General features: G+C 66.2%; 14 protein-coding genes. 10 read left to right on the top strand and 4 right to left on the bottom strand.

Annotation, left to right across the window (positions count from 1 at the left end; genetic code table 11):
* Positions 1–22: 22 nt before the first annotated feature.
* A complete protein-coding gene (locus ATO11_RS07255) occupies positions 23–961 on the bottom strand; it encodes a LysR family transcriptional regulator (protein ID WP_050530187.1) in 939 nt (312 codons plus the stop codon).
* Between the two features lie 170 nt (positions 962–1,131).
* On the opposite strand from ATO11_RS07255, the gene ATO11_RS07250 reads away from it, so the two are divergent.
* The 7 genes from ATO11_RS07250 (at position 1,132) to ATO11_RS07220 (ending at position 7,086) form a co-directional block, all read left to right on the top strand.
* Entirely contained in the window at positions 1,132–1,578 is a 447-nt protein-coding gene (locus tag ATO11_RS07250) for a cupin domain-containing protein (protein ID WP_050530582.1), read from the top strand.
* Between the two features lie 142 nt (positions 1,579–1,720).
* On the top strand, positions 1,721–2,320 hold the full coding sequence (locus ATO11_RS07245; protein WP_050530186.1) for a hypothetical protein: 600 nt from the start codon (positions 1,721–1,723) through the stop codon (positions 2,318–2,320).
* Between the two features lie 28 nt (positions 2,321–2,348).
* Positions 2,349–2,696 (top strand): pYEATS domain-containing protein, encoded by a 348-nt coding sequence (locus tag ATO11_RS07240; RefSeq protein WP_207382945.1) that lies wholly within the window; start codon positions 2,349–2,351, stop codon positions 2,694–2,696.
* A gap of 79 nt (positions 2,697–2,775) precedes the next feature.
* Positions 2,776–4,041 (top strand): NAD(P)/FAD-dependent oxidoreductase, encoded by a 1,266-nt coding sequence (locus tag ATO11_RS07235; RefSeq protein ID WP_050530184.1) that lies wholly within the window; start codon positions 2,776–2,778, stop codon positions 4,039–4,041.
* 121 nt (positions 4,042–4,162) lie between these two features.
* Positions 4,163–5,497, top strand: coding sequence for a proline--tRNA ligase (gene proS / locus ATO11_RS07230; RefSeq protein ID WP_050530183.1), 1,335 nt, complete (start codon positions 4,163–4,165; stop codon positions 5,495–5,497).
* Between the two features lie 67 nt (positions 5,498–5,564).
* Positions 5,565–6,506 (top strand): serine hydrolase domain-containing protein, encoded by a 942-nt coding sequence (locus tag ATO11_RS07225; RefSeq protein WP_050530182.1) that lies wholly within the window; start codon positions 5,565–5,567, stop codon positions 6,504–6,506.
* 7 nt (positions 6,507–6,513) lie between these two features.
* Positions 6,514–7,086 carry a DUF2937 family protein gene (locus ATO11_RS07220; RefSeq protein ID WP_242601377.1) on the top strand — a complete coding sequence of 191 codons (573 nt, stop codon included), beginning with the start codon at positions 6,514–6,516 and terminating at the stop codon, positions 7,084–7,086.
* Between the two features lie 559 nt (positions 7,087–7,645).
* Here ATO11_RS07220 and ATO11_RS07215 read toward each other — a convergent pair.
* A complete protein-coding gene (locus tag ATO11_RS07215; RefSeq protein ID WP_050530580.1) occupies positions 7,646–10,840 on the bottom strand; it encodes a valine--tRNA ligase in 3,195 nt (1,064 codons plus the stop codon).
* A 145-nt stretch (positions 10,841–10,985) separates the two neighbouring features.
* Between ATO11_RS07215 and ATO11_RS07210 the strand changes: the two genes are divergently transcribed.
* A complete protein-coding gene (locus ATO11_RS07210; RefSeq protein WP_134643085.1) occupies positions 10,986–12,575 on the top strand; it encodes a hypothetical protein in 1,590 nt (529 codons plus the stop codon).
* Positions 12,576–12,620: 45 nt separating this feature from the next.
* Here ATO11_RS07210 and ATO11_RS07205 read toward each other — a convergent pair whose 3' ends face one another.
* On the bottom strand, positions 12,621–13,217 hold the full coding sequence (locus ATO11_RS07205; RefSeq protein WP_050530180.1) for an HD domain-containing protein: 597 nt from the start codon (positions 13,215–13,217) through the stop codon (positions 12,621–12,623).
* Between the two features lie 18 nt (positions 13,218–13,235).
* Positions 13,236–14,111: a phytanoyl-CoA dioxygenase family protein gene (locus tag ATO11_RS07200; RefSeq protein WP_050530179.1), complete on the bottom strand. Its 876-nt coding sequence runs from the start codon at positions 14,109–14,111 to the stop codon at positions 13,236–13,238.
* A gap of 162 nt (positions 14,112–14,273) precedes the next feature.
* Between ATO11_RS07200 and ATO11_RS07195 the strand changes: the two genes are divergently transcribed.
* Together ATO11_RS07195 and ATO11_RS07190 are read left to right on the top strand one after the other, a co-directional pair.
* Positions 14,274–16,574 (top strand): xanthine dehydrogenase family protein molybdopterin-binding subunit, encoded by a 2,301-nt coding sequence (locus tag ATO11_RS07195; protein ID WP_050530178.1) that lies wholly within the window; start codon positions 14,274–14,276, stop codon positions 16,572–16,574.
* A complete protein-coding gene (locus ATO11_RS07190; RefSeq protein WP_082176200.1) occupies positions 16,549–17,640 on the top strand; it encodes a DUF2235 domain-containing protein in 1,092 nt (363 codons plus the stop codon). The genes ATO11_RS07195 and ATO11_RS07190 overlap by 26 nt, the downstream gene beginning before the upstream one ends.
* Positions 17,641–17,734 lie beyond the last annotated feature (94 nt).

The following is a 17,734-nucleotide window of genomic DNA, read 5'->3' as shown; positions in this document are numbered from 1 at the left end:
GACAGGGCGTGAGTTGATCCCGTCAGATCAATCCGGGGTCGAGGGGGGTGAGGACTTCGGACACCGTGTCGCGAAGCCACGCATGGGCCGGGGAGGCCGACATGCGCCTTGGCCAGAACATCCTGATCAGCGGGACGGGCATTGGCACGGGGCTTGGGTGCCGGGTCAGGCGCAGGCGGTCGGCAAGGATGTCGGCCAGTTGCGCGGGCACCATCGCAAGGTGGTCGCTGTCGGCCACCACCCGCGTCACGCCCGAAAAGTAGGGCATCGACATCACCACGCGGCGCGACAGGCCGCGTTCGGCCAGCACCCGGTCGGTCTGTGCCTTCAGCTTGCCATCGGGAGAGCACAGCACGTGCCCCAGTTCGCAGAACAATTCCAGCGGGATGGGATCGTCCGGCCCGATACCTTCGGCCGTGAACCGCGGGTGCCCGGCGCGGGCGATCACCACGAAGGGGCTGTGAAAGAGCGGCGCGCTGTCGACCCAGTCGGGCATCTCCATGTCGGGCACCAGCACGAGGTCGATGGCGTGGCTGTCCATCATCCCGGCGTATTTCCCCGGCACGAGGTCGACCAGTTGGAAGGTGACGCCGGGCGCGCGGTCGGCGGTCAGTTGCGCCAGCCGGGGCATCAGCATCTCGGCGAAGAAATCGATCCCGGCCATGCGGAACGTGTCAGTGGCGTTGGCCGCGTCGAAACCGGGCGCGTGCAGCAGCGCCTCCAGCTGTTCCATCAGCGAATGCAGGTCCGCCGCCACGTCCAGCGCGTAGGCGGTGGGTTCCAGCCCCTGTCCCCGACGAACGAAGACCTCGTCACCCAGCGCAGTACGCAACCGTCCCAGCGCCGCCGACACGGCGGGTTGCGACAGGCCGATGCGCTGCCCGGCACGGGTGGTGGAGCGTTCGCGCAACAGTGCGTCGAACACGCGGAGCAGGTTGAGGTCGAAAGCCGAGAAATTCACCGCACAAATACTTTCTATACGATCAATCTATTTCCTGTATGACACGGCTTGCGCTAGTCTTCCAGCATTGATCCGCCATTTCCAATCGGGACGGCACAAATCATTACAAAACAATGGCCTGCGCTGGCTTCACCATGTCCGGCGCGGGCCGCTCCAGGAAGGATACCGACATGAAAGACCTGGTCCCTGGACCCGCTACGCTTGAATGGGCAGGCACGCTGTACCGCGTGGTCCTGCCCGCATCCGCGACGAATGGCGCGATGTCGATTGTCGACAGCGTCTCGCCGCCCCTGTCCGGCCCGCCGCTGCACATGCACCACGACGCGGACGAGACGTTCTTCGTCCTGACCGGGGCGATGGACTGGGTCTGCGGCGACCGTTCCGGCCGGGCCGAGGCGGGTGAGGCCGTGTTCATCCCGCGCGGAACCGATCACACGTTCCGGGTGACCGCAGACGGCCCCAGCCGCCACCTCGTCATGCTGACCCCCGGCGGGTTCGAAGGCTTTTTCGAGGACATGGCCCGCGGCCAGTTCCGCATCCCCGAGGACATGGAGGCGATCACCGAAAGCGCCGCGCGCCATCACCTGTCCTTCACCGGCCCGCCTCTTGGCGCCTGATCCGCGCATCGCGAAAGGCCCGCGTGGGTTCCGGTTTAGGGGCGGCCACGCGGGCCAGAACATCCCCGCAAAGGCGCGGCTGTGACGACTGCGCGAAATCTGGTATGGTGGGCGCAGACCTTTTCCGACGCGACCTTTCGACATGAGCGAAGAGATATTTGCCGAATACCGCGCCCGCATCGCGAGCACGTGGGTGGATGTCGAAAGCTGCCTGCTGGCCCTTGAAAAACGGATCGAGCGCCAGAAAAGCCAGGCCAGCATGCTGAAATGGGCGGTGTCGATCTCGGGCCTGCTGGCGGGGGGCGCGGGGCTGGACGTGATCCTGCCAGTCACTGACCTCATCAAGGCCAACCGCGAAATCGTCATCGCCGGGCTTGCCTTTGCCACCGGTCTTTTGTCGGTCATCTCGCAGGGGTTGTCGCTGGATACCAAGATCGTCGCCAACACCGAGGCGCAGCACAGGCTGCTGGAATTTCACACCGAAGCGCGGGAATTGCTGTACGCCTTGTCCTGCAAGACACTGACACCGGCCGATGAAGAGGCCGTGTCGATATTCGAGGCCAAGGTCGATCACCAGATGCGCAGGGACGCCTATGACCGGGACAGCTTCCACGACAAGGCGCGCGAGCACGCGGCGCGGAAACCATACCTTCAACGCGACTGGGTCGGTCCGCCGGGTCCGGCACCCGTCGCCGTCGAAGCACAGGGACAAGCGGATCTCGAACCGCTGAGAAGAGGCTGAGAAAAGGATGACGCCCCCACCTTTCAGAATGCAGAACTCGGTCATCCGCGACCCGAAGGGACGGGTGAAGTTCAAGCGCCTGTCGGCCGATGGCGCGGACCATTACCATATCGGCGTCTGGATCGAATCCGACGATCCCGAACTGATGGACCGGGTCTCGCACGTCGAATACACGCTGCATCCCTCCTTCCCGAACCGCGAGCGGCGGTCCGAGAACCGGCGCAACGATTTCTCGATCACCTTCTGGGCCTGGGGCCGGTTCGACGTGGAGGCGCGCGTCTTTGTCGAGGGCGAGGCCGAGCCTTTCCGCATCACCCACCGGCTGAACATCCAGCTTCCCGCCGATACCGGTGCCAATTACGTCGACGTGACCTGAACGACCACGCCGTTGCGGGCGCCGCGCCGTGGGTGCGCGTCGGTTCGCTGCTTCCGATCCGGCTTTTCCAACCTGTGGAATGGGGCTACGTCTGGAGTGGTCGAAAGGGCGGGACAAGATGAAATCGGATGTGCAGGTTGCCGTGATCGGGGGAGGGATCGTCGGCGCGTCGGTCCTTTATTGGCTTGCACGGCTCGGCTGGACCGACGCCGTGCTGCTGGAGCGCCGCGAACTGACGTCGGGTTCGACATGGCATGCCGCGGGCAACACCACGTATTTCGGGCCCTACCCGAAGATGACGGCGCTGTTTGCCGGGTCCATCCGCACCTATTTGCAGGCGGAACAGGACAGCGGGGTATCGGTCGGCTTTCACCAGACAGGCAGCCTGAGGCTTGCCGCGACACCGCGCGAACTGGACCTGTTCCACGTCTACGCGCCGCGCTATGCCAGCCTTGGCATCCCGTTCCATATCCGCAGCCCGCAAGAGGTCGCCGAACTGCACCCGTTCATCGACACGCGCGCAATCCATGGCGCGGCGCATACGCCCACCGACGGGCACGTGGACCCGACGGGGGCCACGAACGCGCTGGCCCAGACCGCCCGCAAGCGCGGCGCGTCGGTCGAGAGGTATTGCCCGGTCGAAACCGTCACGCGCGCTCCGGGCGGCTGGGCGCTGGCCACGCCGAAAGGCACGGTCACCGCGCGGCACGTCGTGGTCGCGACATCGTTCTGGGCGCGCGAGATGCTGGCCCCGCTTGGCCTGAACCTGCCGCTCTACCCGACCCAGCATCACGAGATCATCACCGAAAGCCTGCCCGACATCGCCGCGCGGGACACCGAATTGCCGGCCATGCGTGACAGCTGGGTGTCGTGCAACGTGCGACAGGAACGGGATGGATTGCTGATCGGGATCTACGAAAAACAGCCCGAATTCTGGGCGCTGGACGGGATCCCGCCCGACTTCAAGGAAGACTTGCTGCCGCCCAACCTCGACCCCCTGATGCCGCATCTCGAACGGTTGATGGAACGCATGCCGCTGTTTGCCAGCGCGGGCATCAAGGTCGCCAACAACGGCCCGATGTGTTTGACGCCGGATGGCCTGCCCCTGATCGGGCCGGTCCCGGACATGGCCGGGCTGTGGCTTGCCACGGGGTTCAACGTGGGCATCGGAACCGGCGGCGGTTCAGCCGAAATCCTTGCGCGGTGGATGACGACCGGCGAGCCCCCCAAAGGCCTTGACGCGATCCATGCGGACCGGTTCGGAACCGACATGGACAGGGACGCGGCACTGGCTTCAATTCGTGAAGTCTACACACGCGGCTACGAATTGCCTGACGCCATCTAGGGCCGGGGCGGTCGCACTCATCCCGCTGTCCGGCCCGCACCCCGCACAGGTCGTCATTGCAGAGGCACAAGGGTTTGCGTAACCAGAGGGCCACGCGAACAGCTACCCGAGATTCCGTCCCATGCGCCTGACACGCTACTTCCTGCCCGTCCTGAAAGAAACGCCCGCCGAGGCGCAGATCGTGTCGCACCGCTACATGCTGCGGGCGGGGATGATCAAACAGGCATCGGCCGGCATCTATTCGTGGCTGCCGCTGGGCTACAAGGTTCTGAAGCGGATCGAGCAGATCGTGCATGAAGAACAGATCCGGGCGGGCCATATCCCGCTCTTGATGCCGACCCTGCAGGGCGCGGACCTGTGGCGCGAAAGCGGGCGGTACGACGATTACGGCGAAGAGATGCTGCGCATCACCGACCGGGGCGGGCGCGACCTGCTTTATGGCCCCACCAACGAGGAGATGATCACCGACATCTTCCGCAGCTACGTGTCCAGCTACAAGGCGCTGCCGCTGACGCTGTATCACATCCAGTGGAAATTCCGGGACGAGATCCGCCCGCGTTTCGGCGTGATGCGGGGCCGCGAGTTCCTGATGAAGGACGGCTACAATTTCGACCTGACCAAGGAAGACGCGCTGCACGCCTATAACCGCCACCTCGTCAGCTACCTGCGGACCTATGAACGGATGGGCCTGCAGGCGATCCCGATGCGCGCGGACTCGGGCCCCATCGGTGGCGACGACACGCATGAATTCCTCGTACTGGCAGAGACGGGCGAGTCAGAGGTCTTCTATGACAGCGCCGTCACCGACCTGACCTTCGGCGACCGCGACATCGACTATGACAGCGTCGACCAATGCGCCGCGATCATGGAAGAGTTTACTACCAAGTACGCCCGCACGGACGAAACCCACGACGAGGCGCTGTTCAACGCGATCCCCGAAGAGCGCCGCCGCGTCGCGCGCGGGATCGAGGTGGGGCAGATCTTCTACTTCGGAACCAAGTATTCCGAACCGATGGGCGCGACGGTGCAGGGGCCCGACGGCAAGCCCGTACCGGTGCACATGGGATCGCACGGCATCGGCGTCAGCCGCCTGATGGGCGCGATCATCGAAGCCAGCCACGACGACAAGGGCATCATCTGGCCCGAAGGCGTGACGCCCTTCCATTGCGGGATCGTGAACCTGAAACAGGGTGACGGCGATGCCGACGCGGCCTGCGAGAACCTTTATGCGCAACTCACCGCCGCCGGGCTCGAACCGCTTTATGACGACCGCGAGGAACGGGCGGGCGGCAAGTTCGCCACGATGGACCTGATCGGCCTGCCGTGGCGCATCACCGTCGGCCCGCGGGGGCTGAAGAACGGCGTGGTCGAAGTCACCTCCCGCCGCACCGGCGAGAGCGAGGAGATGTCGCCCGAGGCCGCCATCGCCCGCATCCGCGAGATCTACGGCGCCTGATCCGCTCCGGGCTTGCCCCGGACGCTTGGCTATTGAACACTGGCCGGGTCCCGTGCAGAGGCCCGTCATGCGTATCCTGTGTCTTGTTCTTGCCTTCTGGGCCTCGGCGCTGGCCGCCGATCCCGCCGCACGTGTCGCGGCGGCCTTCGACGACTGGCGCGCGAGCGTGGGCAAGCCCGACGCGGTGCTGGTCCTGATGCACAGGGACCGCGAGTTGCTGGCGCTGGACCGGGGGATCGATCCCGATATGCCGGTGGACTTGCAATCCACCTCCAAGGCGATCACCGCGCTGTGCGTCGCGTCGCTGGTGGGCGAGGGAGAGGCGGAGTGGGACACGCCCCTGTCCGTGATCCTCGACACCGGTTCCGACCTGACGCTGGCCGAACTGACGACGCATACCAGCGGCCTCGCCCGCGACCGCACCCAGCGCCGAATGCCGCGCTGGCGCAACGATCCGACGCCCCGCTGGGACGAGGTGACCGCCCGCGCGCTGGACGCGGGCCATGGCGGTGGGCGCGGCTCGTTTGCCTATAACAACGAGAACTACGCCATCCTCGGTTCGGTGATCGAGGCACTGACGGACGCGCCCTATGACGCCACCTGCCTTGACCGCGTGCTTGCGCCGGTGGGCGTGACCACCGCGCGCCTGTCGCCGGTGACCGGCGCCTTCGGGCCGTGGGGCGGGTGGCAGATGTCGGCGCGGGATTATGCGCGCTTTCACCGCGCCTATTTCGCCGATCGCCCGGCCGAGACCGCGCCGCGCGCCAGCATGGGCGATCCGCTGTTCTATGGCCTTGGCATGATCGGACGCCCTGCGCGAGGCGGGGGCCACAATCGCTGGCATTTCGGGCTGTTGTGTTTCCTGTTCGGCGGCGGATCGGGCGGCAGTTTCACGGTGAACTGGGGCACGGAATACAGCCTGTTCGCGGCCTACGACGCCTGCGTCGACTGGGACGCGATGGGCGCGCTGGATGCCGCGATGCGGGGCGCGCTCTTTTCCGCCGACTGAATCGCGCATGCCACGGTTGGCTGGGCGGGGTGAATTCGCCGTTGACCCGTGGGATCGCGTGGCGCAGGTTCGCGGCATGATCGTCCGGACGCTTACCCTGGCCGGGGGGCTGGCAGGCGCTGCTGGCCTGTCGCAATTCCCCGAGTTTTCGCAGCAATACGCGCAGCGCCTTGCGGGTGCGGTGGACGAGCTTGGCCGCGTGGTGGCCGAGTTCGACGCGGATGCAAGCGCGGTGGGCGCGAGCCGCGAGGAGGCGCTGGTGCAATTGGCGCAAGGCGGCGCGATCGGGGCCGAGCGCGCGGAAACCATGGCCGCGACGATCACCCGCCACGCCCGGTTGAGCGCCGATCTCGAAGCATTGAAAACCGCCGGTCCGTTCACCCGAGCCTCGCAGGCCACCCGGTTCACCGACACCGACATCGCCGCGCGCGCATGGGCGGATTACAAGCCCGCCGTTCCCTTCACCTTCGAAGGCGCGGTGTTCGCGGGTGTCGGGTTCTTCGGCGGCCTCTTCGCGCTGTGGCTTCTGTTTTCCGTCATCGCCTTCCCGTTCCGCCTGATGCGGCGGCAGGGGGTCTAGGGCGCTTCACCATCGCACGCGCTGAGAACCCTGCGCGGAATCAAGGCCGCAGGCCGCCGCGCATCCGCTGCCCGTGTCCATCGTTGCCGCTTCACATCAAGCGCGGAATCAAGGGCTTCAGCCCGCCGCGCATCGACGGGCCGCCCCCACGGCACGTCGATTTGGTGGGGATTGGCGCATCGCTGGTGCGGTGTGCGGACTTGGCCGACATAAATCGCGCAGCGGAACGGTAGGATCGACGCGCCGCGGCCCGTCTTTGACACTCGCAAAGGCTAAGAACCCTGCGCGGAATCAAGGGCTTCAGCCCGCCGCGCATCCGCTGCCCGTCAGTCTGTTTTTCCTAGAAAAACAGACGAGAGGGGACGGGCCGCCCCCCGGCACGTCGATTTGGCTGGTCTTGGCGCCTCACTTGGGCGGTGTACGGACTTGGCCGACATAAATCGCCCAGCTGCACAGTCGGATCGACGCACCGCGGCCCGTCTTCGACCGTAGCGAAAATTGATGATCCGACGCGGAACCTAGACTGCAGGCCGCCGCGGCCCGTCTGCGACCGCAGTCCTCACCCCATCTCGGCCAATCGTGCCAGGGCCTCGTCGATCCGGGTGGCTTCTTCCTGCCGCGCGTCGAGGTTTGCCTGCGTCTCCGCCACGACCTCCTCGGGCGCGCTTTCGGCGAATTTGGGGTTCTTCAACCGACCGGCCAGACCGTTGATTTCCTTGTCGAGCTTGCCGCGCGACTTCTCCAGCCGCGCGCGTTCGGCGGCCACGTCGATCACGTCGGCAAGGGGCAGGCCCAGCGTTGCCTGCGGCAGCGCGACCGTGACCGCGCCCTTGGGCAGGGCATCGACCGACGACAGGGCATTGACCCGCGCCAGGCGTTCGATCAGGGCGGCGTTGCGCTCCCAGTAGCCGCGCGCGGCGTCGCCGATATCGGCCGACATCACGTCCAGCACCGCGCCCGCCGGCACGTTCATCTGCGCCCGGACCGAGCGGATGCCGTCGATCGCGGCGATCACCCACGAGATCTCGGCATCGGCCGCCGCATCGACCAGTTCCGCGCCATAGGTGGGCCACTCGGCGTGGGCGCACATGCGGTCGCGGGTCGCGGTCTCGCCCCATAGCTCCTCGGTCAGGAAGGGCATGATCGGGTGCATCAGGATCAGCGACTGGTCCAGCACCCAGCCCATCGTCGCCTGCGTCTCGGCCCGTGCCTCGGGGTCGTTGAAAAGCGGCTTGGCGAACTCGTTGTAGCGGTCGCAGACCATGCCCCAGAAGAAGGCGTAAAGCGCGTTGGCGGCGTCGTTGAACCGGTAGGCCGCAAGGGCGGCATCGACCGCCTCCCGCGTGCGGCCCAATTCGCCGATGATCCACTTGTTCACGGCGCGGGTGGGCGCGGGCTGCGCATGGGGCGCGGCGTCGAACACGCCGTTCATCTCGGCCAGCTTGGCGGTGTTCCAGATCTTGGTCCCGAAGTTGCGGTAGCCCTCGATCCGCTTCATGTCGAGCTTCAGCACGCCGCCCAACGCCGCCATCGCGGCGGAGGAAAAGCGCAGCGCATCCGCGCCGTACTGGTCGATCACCTCCAGCGGGTCGACGACGTTGCCCACCGATTTCGACATCTTCTTGCCCTTGGCGTCGCGGACAAGGCCGTGCAGGTAGACGTCGTGGAACGGGACCTGATCCACGACCGCCAGCTGCATCATCATCATCCGCGCGACCCAGAAGAACAGGATGTCCTGCCCGGTCACGAGGACCGAGGTGGGGAAATACCGTTTCAGTTCCGGCGTGTCGTCCGGCCAGCCCAGCGTGCCGATGGGCCAGAGGCCCGACGAGAACCACGTGTCGAGCACGTCGGGATCGCGCCAGACCGGGTAGACCAGCCGGGTCGGATCCTGCGTCATCTCGTACTCCGCAAGGCTCTCCGCGAGGCGCGTCATCGCCTCGGACCGGTCGGCACATTCGACGATGCGCGCGTGGTTCAGCGGCGTCGGCAGATCGGCGATGTCGCCCGCGAACCGCATGGCCACGCCGTCGAAATCGCTGGCGCAATGGTGCGGCTCGGCCTCGGTCGGGGCCTCCTGCGCGAGGAGCCAGCGGCCCATCTCGGCCAGGTCCAGCGCCCCGTCGCCTTCGTCATCGCGGAACCCGCCACGGACAAGGTTCAACCCGTACCAAACCGGGATCTGGTGCCCCCACCACAGCTGGCGGGAGATGCACCACGGCTCGATATTCTCCAGCCAGTGGTAATAGGTCCGTTCGCCGGATTCGGGCAAAATCCTCACGGTGCCGTCCTTGACCGCGTCCAATGCGGGGCCGACGATCTTGTCGGTGTCCACGAACCACTGGTCCGTCAGCATCGGTTCGATCACCACCTTCGAGCGGTCGCCGAAGGGCTGCATGATCGGTTTCGCCTCGACCAGCGGCACCATGTCCTCCGCGTCCCGGGCTTGACCCGGGACCTCTTGATTACCTTCGGCAAGAGGCCCCGGCTCGGGGGCCGGGGCGGGTTTTTTGGTGCCCGACCCCAGACGCGGATCGTCGGCGGTGGTCATCACCGCCAGCCCTTCGGAGGTGATCTGTTCGACCACGCGGTCCCGCGCCTCGAACCGGTCAAGCCCGCGCAGGTCGTCGGGGACGAGGTTGATCGTGTCGGTCTCTGCCTCGGTCAGCGTACGTTCGCCCTTGGCGACGGCCATGGCGACCCCGGCTGCCTCGGCATAGGGCGCTCCATCGGCGCGCATCGCGCCCTTGGTGTCCATCAGCCGGTAGCAGGGGATGTTCCCGCGCTTGGCGACGGCGTAGTCGTTGAAATCATGCGCGCCGGTGATCTTCACCGCGCCCGAGCCGAAATCGGGATCGGGGTAGTCGTCGGTGATGATCGGGATCAGGCGGCGGTGCTCTTTCGGGCCCACCGGGATCTCGCACAATTGCCCGACGATGGGCGCATAGCGCGTGTCGCCCGGATGCACGGCAACCGCGCCGTCGCCCAGCATGGTTTCGGGCCGCGTCGTCGCGATCGAGATGTAATCCCGCGTCTCCCGCAGCGTGACGTTCCCGTCCTCGTCCTTCTCGACATATTCATAGGTCGCTCCGCCCGCGAGCGGGTACTTGAAGTGCCACATGTGGCCCGGTGTCTCGACATTCTCGACCTCGAGATCCGAGATGGCGGTTTCGAAATGCGGGTCCCAGTTCACCAGCCGCTTGCCGCGGTAGATCAGGCCCTTGCCGTACATGTCCACGAAGACCTTGATGACGGCGTCGTGGAAATTGCCGTCTTCGCCCTCGGGCGCGCCGGGGCCGCCGGACATGGTGAAGGCTTCGCGCGACCAGTCGCAGGACGCGCCCAGCCGGTCGAGCTGCGCCTTGATCGTGCCGCGTGACTTGACCTTCTGCTGCCAGACGCGGGCGAGGAACGCCTCGCGCCCCATCTCGGCGCGGGTGGGTTCGCCGTTCGCCGCCATCTCGCGTTCGGTCACCATCTGCGTGGCGATGCCCGCGTGGTCGGTGCCCGGCTGCCACAGCGTGTCGAACCCGCGCATCCGGTGCCACCGCACGAGGATGTCCTGCAGCGTGTTGTTGAAGGCGTGCCCGATATGCAGCGCGCCGGTCACGTTGGGCGGCGGGATCATCACGCTGAACATCGCCGTCTCGGCGTTCGGGACGTGCTTGCCGGCCTTGAACGCACCGGCGCGTTCCCACGCATCGGTGATACGCGGCTCCGCCGTGGCGGCGTCGAAGGTCTTGGCTATCGGCATCGATCTGTCCTGCGCTTTGGTCACGCGCGGGATAGCAAAGGCGGGGGGGAAGGAAAAGTGCGCAGGTCGGGCGCTTTCCCCTAGGTAAACCGGAGGGCAAGGAATTATTACTTAAGGGCGAATCAATTTGGAGGAGTGTAGATTTATGCGTGTCTTATTGTCTTTTGCCGCTGCTGCCTCGATGGGCCTCGCCGCCCCGGCCGCCGCGGATCCGAACACCCTGCAACAGATGATGCTGTTCCGCAGCGCGGTGCAGGACAGCGACGCCTGCCGCGTCACGGTCGAAGGCGGGGTGCCCGTGTTCGACGAAAGCGTTGCCGGAGCGGCGGCGGCGACCTGCCCGGACGCCTTTGCATGGACGCAATTCACCACCGCCATCCGCGAGGAGTTCTGGAACTGGTCGATGGACCAGACGATCTGGGTGGGTGAGCCTTGGGGCCTGTGCACCGCCGGCGAGACCAAGGATTGCTGCGATCCGAACGCGCCGATTGACCCGTCGGACCCGAACCCCAACTGCCCCACCTTCCGGGCGGATTACTCGCCAATCCCGACCCTGCCGGCAGAGCCGAACGGGACGCCGTCCGAACAGGTGCTGAACGACCACGGGGCGCAGCTGAACATCGCCGACAGGCTCGATCCCGGTCGGCTCTTGCGCGACCTGGAGCTTGAGCTGGTTTTCCGCAATCGCGCGATGTTCGACTACATCTACCGCAACGACATGTATTCGCGCGAAGGCCTCGCCTCCCACAACCGCGCGCAGAACAAGGCGCTGTCGGACGGCGACATCGGCGCGGCGCAACGCATGACGGTGCGCCTGCCCGTCGACGCGGTGATGGTGAAGGCCGATTTCATCCACCTTGAAATCATGCAAAGCCTTGGCCTCGTGCAGGACCTCGGCGATGGCGGCCCGCCGAACCACCCCGAATATCCCTTCCTCACCGTCTTTATCGAGAACTATGACGAGGGGCAGGTGCCCGGCGTCTATTACATGATGGCGATGACCAACGCGTCCAAGGACATCCCCGTCTGGCACTGGTACGCGATGGAGCACGTCATGAACCCCGGTCGCTGCGATTACATCGGGTGCAACGACAGCTTCGGCTACAAGGTGAACGGCAAGATGCAGGAAGGCGCCGATTTCGGCGATCACTACATCCCGCCGATGATCGTGCTGAACGACGACAAGACCAAGCACAACGATCCGCTCTTCGTCACCGGCGAGGTCTATCACCCCGAGATGACGGGTGAGCGTCCGTCCGACCAGCTGTCGGCGCTGTTCGAAGGCATGGGGGTCGGCGTCGACGAGGTCGACCGTGACTGGCAGGTCATCACCCCCGGCGACCCGCAGTGGAAGAACTATCGCCTGAAGGGCACGCAATCGTCCTTCACCACGGCGGCGGGCATCCCCACCGGCACGGGGGCCACGCTGACCGAGGGCGGGTTCGTGAACTCCGCCTCCTGCGCGACCTGCCACAGCCAGTCCTCGGTCGATTCGCAGGGCTTCTCCGGCGTGCAGGGCGTCGGCGCCACGTGGCGGCCGAACCTCCTGGGCTATGGCCAGGTGGCCATGGGCGCGCCGGATGGACAGTGGTTCTACAATTTCGGCGGCCCGTCGATCACCGCGACGCAGATGGATTTCATCTGGGGCATCCTTGGCGCGTCCTGCGTCAATCCCGGTGCCACGCATGGCGATCCCTGCACCTCGTACTACGACACGCCGAGGAAGGTGGAGTAACAGGCACCGCGCGGCCCGGTCACCTCGGGGGCCGGGTCACCGGCGTCAGGCCGTGAACAGCGGCTCCCGCGCGCCGGGGCGGATCACGGCAGGGTCATAGGGCGTGCGCGCGAAGACCTCGTGCACCCGCGCCTCGAAATGCGCGATCGGGAGCATGTCGTAATCGGGATCGAACGAGGCCTGGTCCCACCGCTCGCAAAACGCCGCGCAATCGTCGAAATAGGCGTGGCCGGCATAGGCGTCGCGCTTGTTGGGGTTCCCGCCCACGTGATGGCCGTAATAGATCATCTGGAAATCGCCGTGCTTTTCCACGACCCAGGTGCATTGCTCGCGCACGAAGGGTTTGAGGATGGTGGCGGCGTATTCGTCGTGGTTGTAGGGCGCGAAGATGTCGCCGATATCGTGCAGAAGCGCCGACACGATCCAGTCGGTATCGGCCCCGTCCCGTTCCGCCCGCGTCGCCGATTGCAGCGAATGTTCCAGCCGCGTGACCTGGTAGCCCGACAGCGATTCATCCAGCGATACCAGCGCCTTCAACAGCCGGTCGACGGTGCCCGCCGCGTATTCGACCTCCAGCGGGTGCAGCAGGTCGTAATCCGCCTTGTCGCCGTCCTTCATCTGCGTGAACTTGACCTGTGCCATCGCGCCCCTCCTGTCGTCCTACTCGTACATGCCCTCGGCCGACGCGCCCTTGGCGCCCGCCATCATCACCGACGCCTGATGCTGGCGGATTTCCTCGTGCAGCGCCACCGCTTCGGGGGCGAAATCGGCCTGCGGAACAGGCACGCTCCGGAAATTGTCGGGGTTCTGTCGCCCGCGCGCGGCCATGGCATAGTCGATCCCGCCCTGCGGGACCATGTCGGGCCGGATGTAGCGGATGACGAAGCCGATCCGCCGGTCAGCGGACGTGTTCGGCCCCGACCCGTGGATCGTCAGCCCGTGATGCAGCGACATCTCGCCCGGCTGCAACTCGATCGCGACGCGGTCTTCGGGCGCGATATCGACCTTCACCTCCTGCCCGCGGCTGAGCAGGTTGTTCGCGGCATAGGTGTCTTCATGTTCGAGGATCGCGTTCTTGTGGCTGCCCTGCACGAAATCCATGCAGCCCGAGGCGCGCGTGGCGGGGGATATCGCGATCCACGCCGTCACCAGCCCGTCGATCGCGCCAAGACCCCAATAGGTCAGGTCCTGGTGCATCGACACGATGTGATCGGTGCGCGGCTCCTTCACGAAGAACTCGGCCGAGAAGATCGCGATGTCGGGGCCCAGCACGCCTTCGACCACGTCCAGCACGCGACTGTCGCGGGCCAGGGCGGCGGCGTCGGGCATCACGACATGGCTGTTGGTGCGCTTGTAGACGTTCAGCGCCTTGGGCAACCCGTTGTCGAGCCAGTCATGTTCCAGCGTCTCGAACCGGGTGCGGAAACCCGCGGCCTCGGCCCCGTCCATCACGCGGATCGGGTGCAGGTATCCGTCCCGCCAATAGGCCTCCTGCTGCGCCGCGCCCAGCTTCCCGGCGGTGAGGTCAAGTGCCATCTTCTCCTCCCGGCATTTTCCCGTCGCCTCCAGCCTCCGACAGGCTGCACGGGGGCGCGCGCTTGTCCGCGACACGTCCGCGCCGCAAACAAACCAGCGCTGGACACCGCCGCGCCGCCCGCTATCGTCCCCGCAACCCCCGAACATCGCACAGGTGCCGTCATGGAAAAGTTTGGCAGATCGCAGCCCATCACCCGGATCGAGGATGTCCGCTTTCTCACCGGACATGGCCGTTACGTGGACGACATCGCACCCGCACACGCCTTCCACGCCTTCGTGTTCCGCAGCCCCGTGGCCCATGCCACCATCACCGAACTGGACCTGTCCGACGCGCGCGAGGCCGAGGGCGTGCACATGGTCTTCTCCGCCGACGACATGGAGGCGGCGGGCCTCACGCTGGGCATGGATGGCACGACGGTCAAGAACATCGACGGCTCGACCGGTGCGTCGCCCCTGCGGGCGGAACTCGCCAGGGACCGTGTGCGGTTCGTCGGCGAACCGGTGGCGGTGGTGGTGGCCGACACGCTGGCGCAGGCGCGCGATGCCGCCGAACTGATCGTGTTCGAGTACGACGAGCTGCCGGTCAGCCTGTCGCTTGATTTCAACGGGCCGACCATCCACCCCGAGGCCCCGGACAACCGCGCCTTCGACTGGGGCATGGGCGATGCCGACGCGACTGACGCCGCCTTTGCCAAGGCCGCGCGCACCGTGTCGATGGACGTGGGCGACAACCGCGTCATCGTGAACGCGATGGAAGGGCGCGGCGTCTGGGCCGAATGGGACGGCACGCGCCTGCACCTGTGCGTGAACGGGCAGGGTGTCTGGGGCACCAAGTCCAAGCTGGCGGCCAAGTTCGACCTCGCGGCGGACAACGTGCGCGTCACCAACCCGGACGTAGGCGGCGGGTTCGGCATGAAGGCGATGGAGCATCCCGAGAACGTGTGTATCGCCTTTGCCGCGATGCAACTGGACCATCCGGTGCGCTGGATGTCGGACCGGTCGGAAGGAATGCTGTCGGACAATGCCGGGCGCGACCTGGTCCACACCGCCGAGATGGCCTTCGACGCCGACAATCGCATCACCGCCTACCGTGTGCACACGATCTGCAACCTCGGCGCCTACAACTCGCAATTCGCGCAACCGATCCAGACGCAGCTGTTCTCCCGCGTGCTGACAAGCGTCTACGACATCCCTGCCACCTGGCTGCATGTCGAAGGCGTTTATACCAACACCACGCAGGTCGACGCCTATCGCGGCGCGGGCCGGCCCGAGGCGATCTATCTGATGGAGCGCCTGATGGACCAGGCAGCGCGCGAACTGGGCGTCGATCCCTGGGAGTTGCGCCGCAAGAATTTCATCCGCGCCGACCAGTTCCCCTATGACACGCTGGTAGGGGAGACCTATGACGTGGGTGATTTCCACCGCGTCCTCGCCGCCGCCGAAGCGCAGGCCGACCGCCCCGGTTTCGCCGCGCGCCGCGCCGCGAGCGAGGCGCGCGGGCGCCTGCGCGGGCTGGGTTTGTGTTACTACATCGAATCGATCCTCGGCGATCCGTCGGAAAGCGCGCGGGTCGAATTCGCCGAAGACGGCATGGTCGACCTGTTCGTCGGCACCCAGTCGAACGGGCAGGGGCACGAAACCGTCTACACCATGTTCCTGCATGACCAGACCGGCATCCCGCCCGAGAAAATCCGCGTGGTGCAGGGGGATAGCGACCGGATCAAGCAGGGCGGCGGCACCGGCGGGTCGCGGTCCGTGACCGTGCAGAACACCGCCACGCTGGCCGCGGTCGACACGATTGTGGCGGCCTTCACCCCCTTTGTGGCGGAATTGGCCGGGGTGGACGCGGAAAATGTTTCATTCGATCACGAAACCTTCCGCGCAGAGGGGTCAAACGTGGTTCTGACCATGCTCGATGTGGCCGAAAAGGCACGCGAGGCGGGCCGCGACGACCTCTTGCAGCACGAGGCCCGCACCAAGCTCGACGCGCGCTCCTTCCCCAACGGCGCCCACGTCGCCGAGGTCGAGGTCGACCCGGCGACCGGCGTGGTAACTCTTTGTAAATACACGGTCGTCGACGATTTCGGGAACCTGATCAACCCGATGCTCGTTGAGGGTCAGGTGCATGGCGGCGTCGTTCAGGGTGTCGGGCAGGCGCTTACCGAACACGTAATTTACGACGAAGAGGGACAGCTGCTCACGGCAAGTTTCATGGATTACGCCATGCCAAGGGCCGATCTTATGCCCATGATCGGGTTTACGACCGAACCCGTGCCATCCACCGCCAACATCATGGGGATGAAGGGGTGTGGAGAGGCCGGAACGGTCGGGTCCATGGCGGCGACGGCGAATGCCGTTCATGATGCGCTGTGGGCGCGGGGTGTAGCCAAGGCAGACATGCCGTTCACGCCCCTCAGGGTATGGGAAATGTTGCAGGATGCTCAAGGGATCGCGGCTGAATAGACTTCTGAACATCTCGCGGTGGCGCCGTCGCCGCGACGATCCAGTTCCCGCACCCACCCGCAAGTCTCGCGCGCTTGTCATCATCCTTGACGGGACGATGTCGTCCCTCAGCCCCGGTTGCGAAACCAATGCGGGGCTGGCCTACCGCCTGATGCAGGAAGCCGGCGACGACGTTTCCCTGTTCTACGAACCGGGCATCCAGTGGCAGAACTGGCGTTCGCTGCGTGACGTGGCCATCGGGCGCGGGCTCAATCGCCAGATCCGCCGCGCCTATCGCTGGCTGGCGCGCAACTATCACCCCGGCGACCGCATCTACCTCTTGGGCTATTCGCGCGGCGGCTTTGCCGTCCGCTCGCTGGCGGGCGTGATCGACCGGATGGGCCTGCTGCGCCCCTCGCGCGCCACCGTCGACAACGTGCGCGCGCTTTACAACTTCTACGAATGTGACCCGCAGGGCGAACGCGGCCAGTTGTTTGCCGAGGCCTATTGCCACCGGCACGTGGACATCGAATTCGTCGGGGCCTGGGACACGGTAAAGGCGCTGGGCATCCGCCTGCCGCTGATCTGGCGGCTGACCGAGAACCGGCACGCCTTTCACTCCACCCAACTGGGCCATTGCGTCAAGCGCGGTCGCCACGCGCTGGCGCTGGACGAAACCCGCGCGGTTTATACCCCTGTCATGTGGACGACCGCGCCGGACGAGGATCCCGACCGCGTCGAACAGGTCTGGTTCCGCGGCACTCACGGCGATATCGGCGGGCAACTGGGTGGCTTCGCCCCGGCGCGCGGCCTGTCGAACATCCCGCTGACATGGTTGCTGGAAGAGGCCGAGGCCGCGGGCCTCGACCTGCCGTCCGGCTGGCGCCTGCGCTTTCCCACCGACCCCGAGGCACCCTCGACCGGCACGTGGCGCGGCATTGGCCGGATTTTCCTGATCCGCCGCCCCCGTGCGGTCCGGTCGGACCCGTCCGAAAGGCTGCACGAAACCGCGCCGCCTCTGGCCAGCGGGGCGACGCTCCTGTCGCTCCTGCGCCCGGTCCTGCCGCGCCGCCGCATCGCGAAATAGGCCATGGAGACGTGGCCTTGCCGCGTCGCCGGTCCCGCCATCACCACCGCGAACCTGTGACATGATCCGCGAAATGCGCTAGAATGGCGTGATT

The organism is Pseudaestuariivita atlantica (genome assembly GCF_001205715.1).
GTDB classification, from domain to species: domain Bacteria; phylum Pseudomonadota; class Alphaproteobacteria; order Rhodobacterales; family Rhodobacteraceae; genus Pseudaestuariivita; species Pseudaestuariivita atlantica.
This window is presented reverse-complemented; position numbering and strand designations above follow the sequence as displayed.

Excerpts from the sequence above, each read along its gene's own strand:
- ATO11_RS07250 (WP_050530582.1), top strand. The coding sequence starts at position 1,132 with ATGAAAGACCTGGTCCCTGGACCCGCTACGCTTGAATGGGCAGGCACG.
- ATO11_RS07245 (WP_050530186.1), top strand. The coding sequence starts at position 1,721 with ATGAGCGAAGAGATATTTGCCGAATACCGCGCCCGCATCGCGAGCACG.
- ATO11_RS07240 (WP_207382945.1), top strand. The coding sequence starts at position 2,349 with ATGCAGAACTCGGTCATCCGCGACCCGAAGGGACGGGTGAAGTTCAAG.
- ATO11_RS07235 (WP_050530184.1), top strand. The coding sequence starts at position 2,776 with ATGGGGCTACGTCTGGAGTGGTCGAAAGGGCGGGACAAGATGAAATCG.
- proS (WP_050530183.1), top strand. The coding sequence starts at position 4,163 with ATGCGCCTGACACGCTACTTCCTGCCCGTCCTGAAAGAAACGCCCGCC.
- ATO11_RS07225 (WP_050530182.1), top strand. The coding sequence starts at position 5,565 with ATGCGTATCCTGTGTCTTGTTCTTGCCTTCTGGGCCTCGGCGCTGGCC.
- ATO11_RS07220 (WP_242601377.1), top strand. The coding sequence starts at position 6,514 with ATGCCACGGTTGGCTGGGCGGGGTGAATTCGCCGTTGACCCGTGGGAT.
- ATO11_RS07215 (WP_050530580.1), bottom strand. The coding sequence starts at position 10,840 with ATGCCGATAGCCAAGACCTTCGACGCCGCCACGGCGGAGCCGCGTATC.
- ATO11_RS07210 (WP_134643085.1), top strand. The coding sequence starts at position 10,986 with ATGCGTGTCTTATTGTCTTTTGCCGCTGCTGCCTCGATGGGCCTCGCC.
- ATO11_RS07205 (WP_050530180.1), bottom strand. The coding sequence starts at position 13,217 with ATGGCACAGGTCAAGTTCACGCAGATGAAGGACGGCGACAAGGCGGAT.
- ATO11_RS07200 (WP_050530179.1), bottom strand. The coding sequence starts at position 14,111 with ATGGCACTTGACCTCACCGCCGGGAAGCTGGGCGCGGCGCAGCAGGAG.
- ATO11_RS07195 (WP_050530178.1), top strand. The coding sequence starts at position 14,274 with ATGGAAAAGTTTGGCAGATCGCAGCCCATCACCCGGATCGAGGATGTC.
- ATO11_RS07190 (WP_082176200.1), top strand. The coding sequence starts at position 16,549 with ATGCTCAAGGGATCGCGGCTGAATAGACTTCTGAACATCTCGCGGTGG.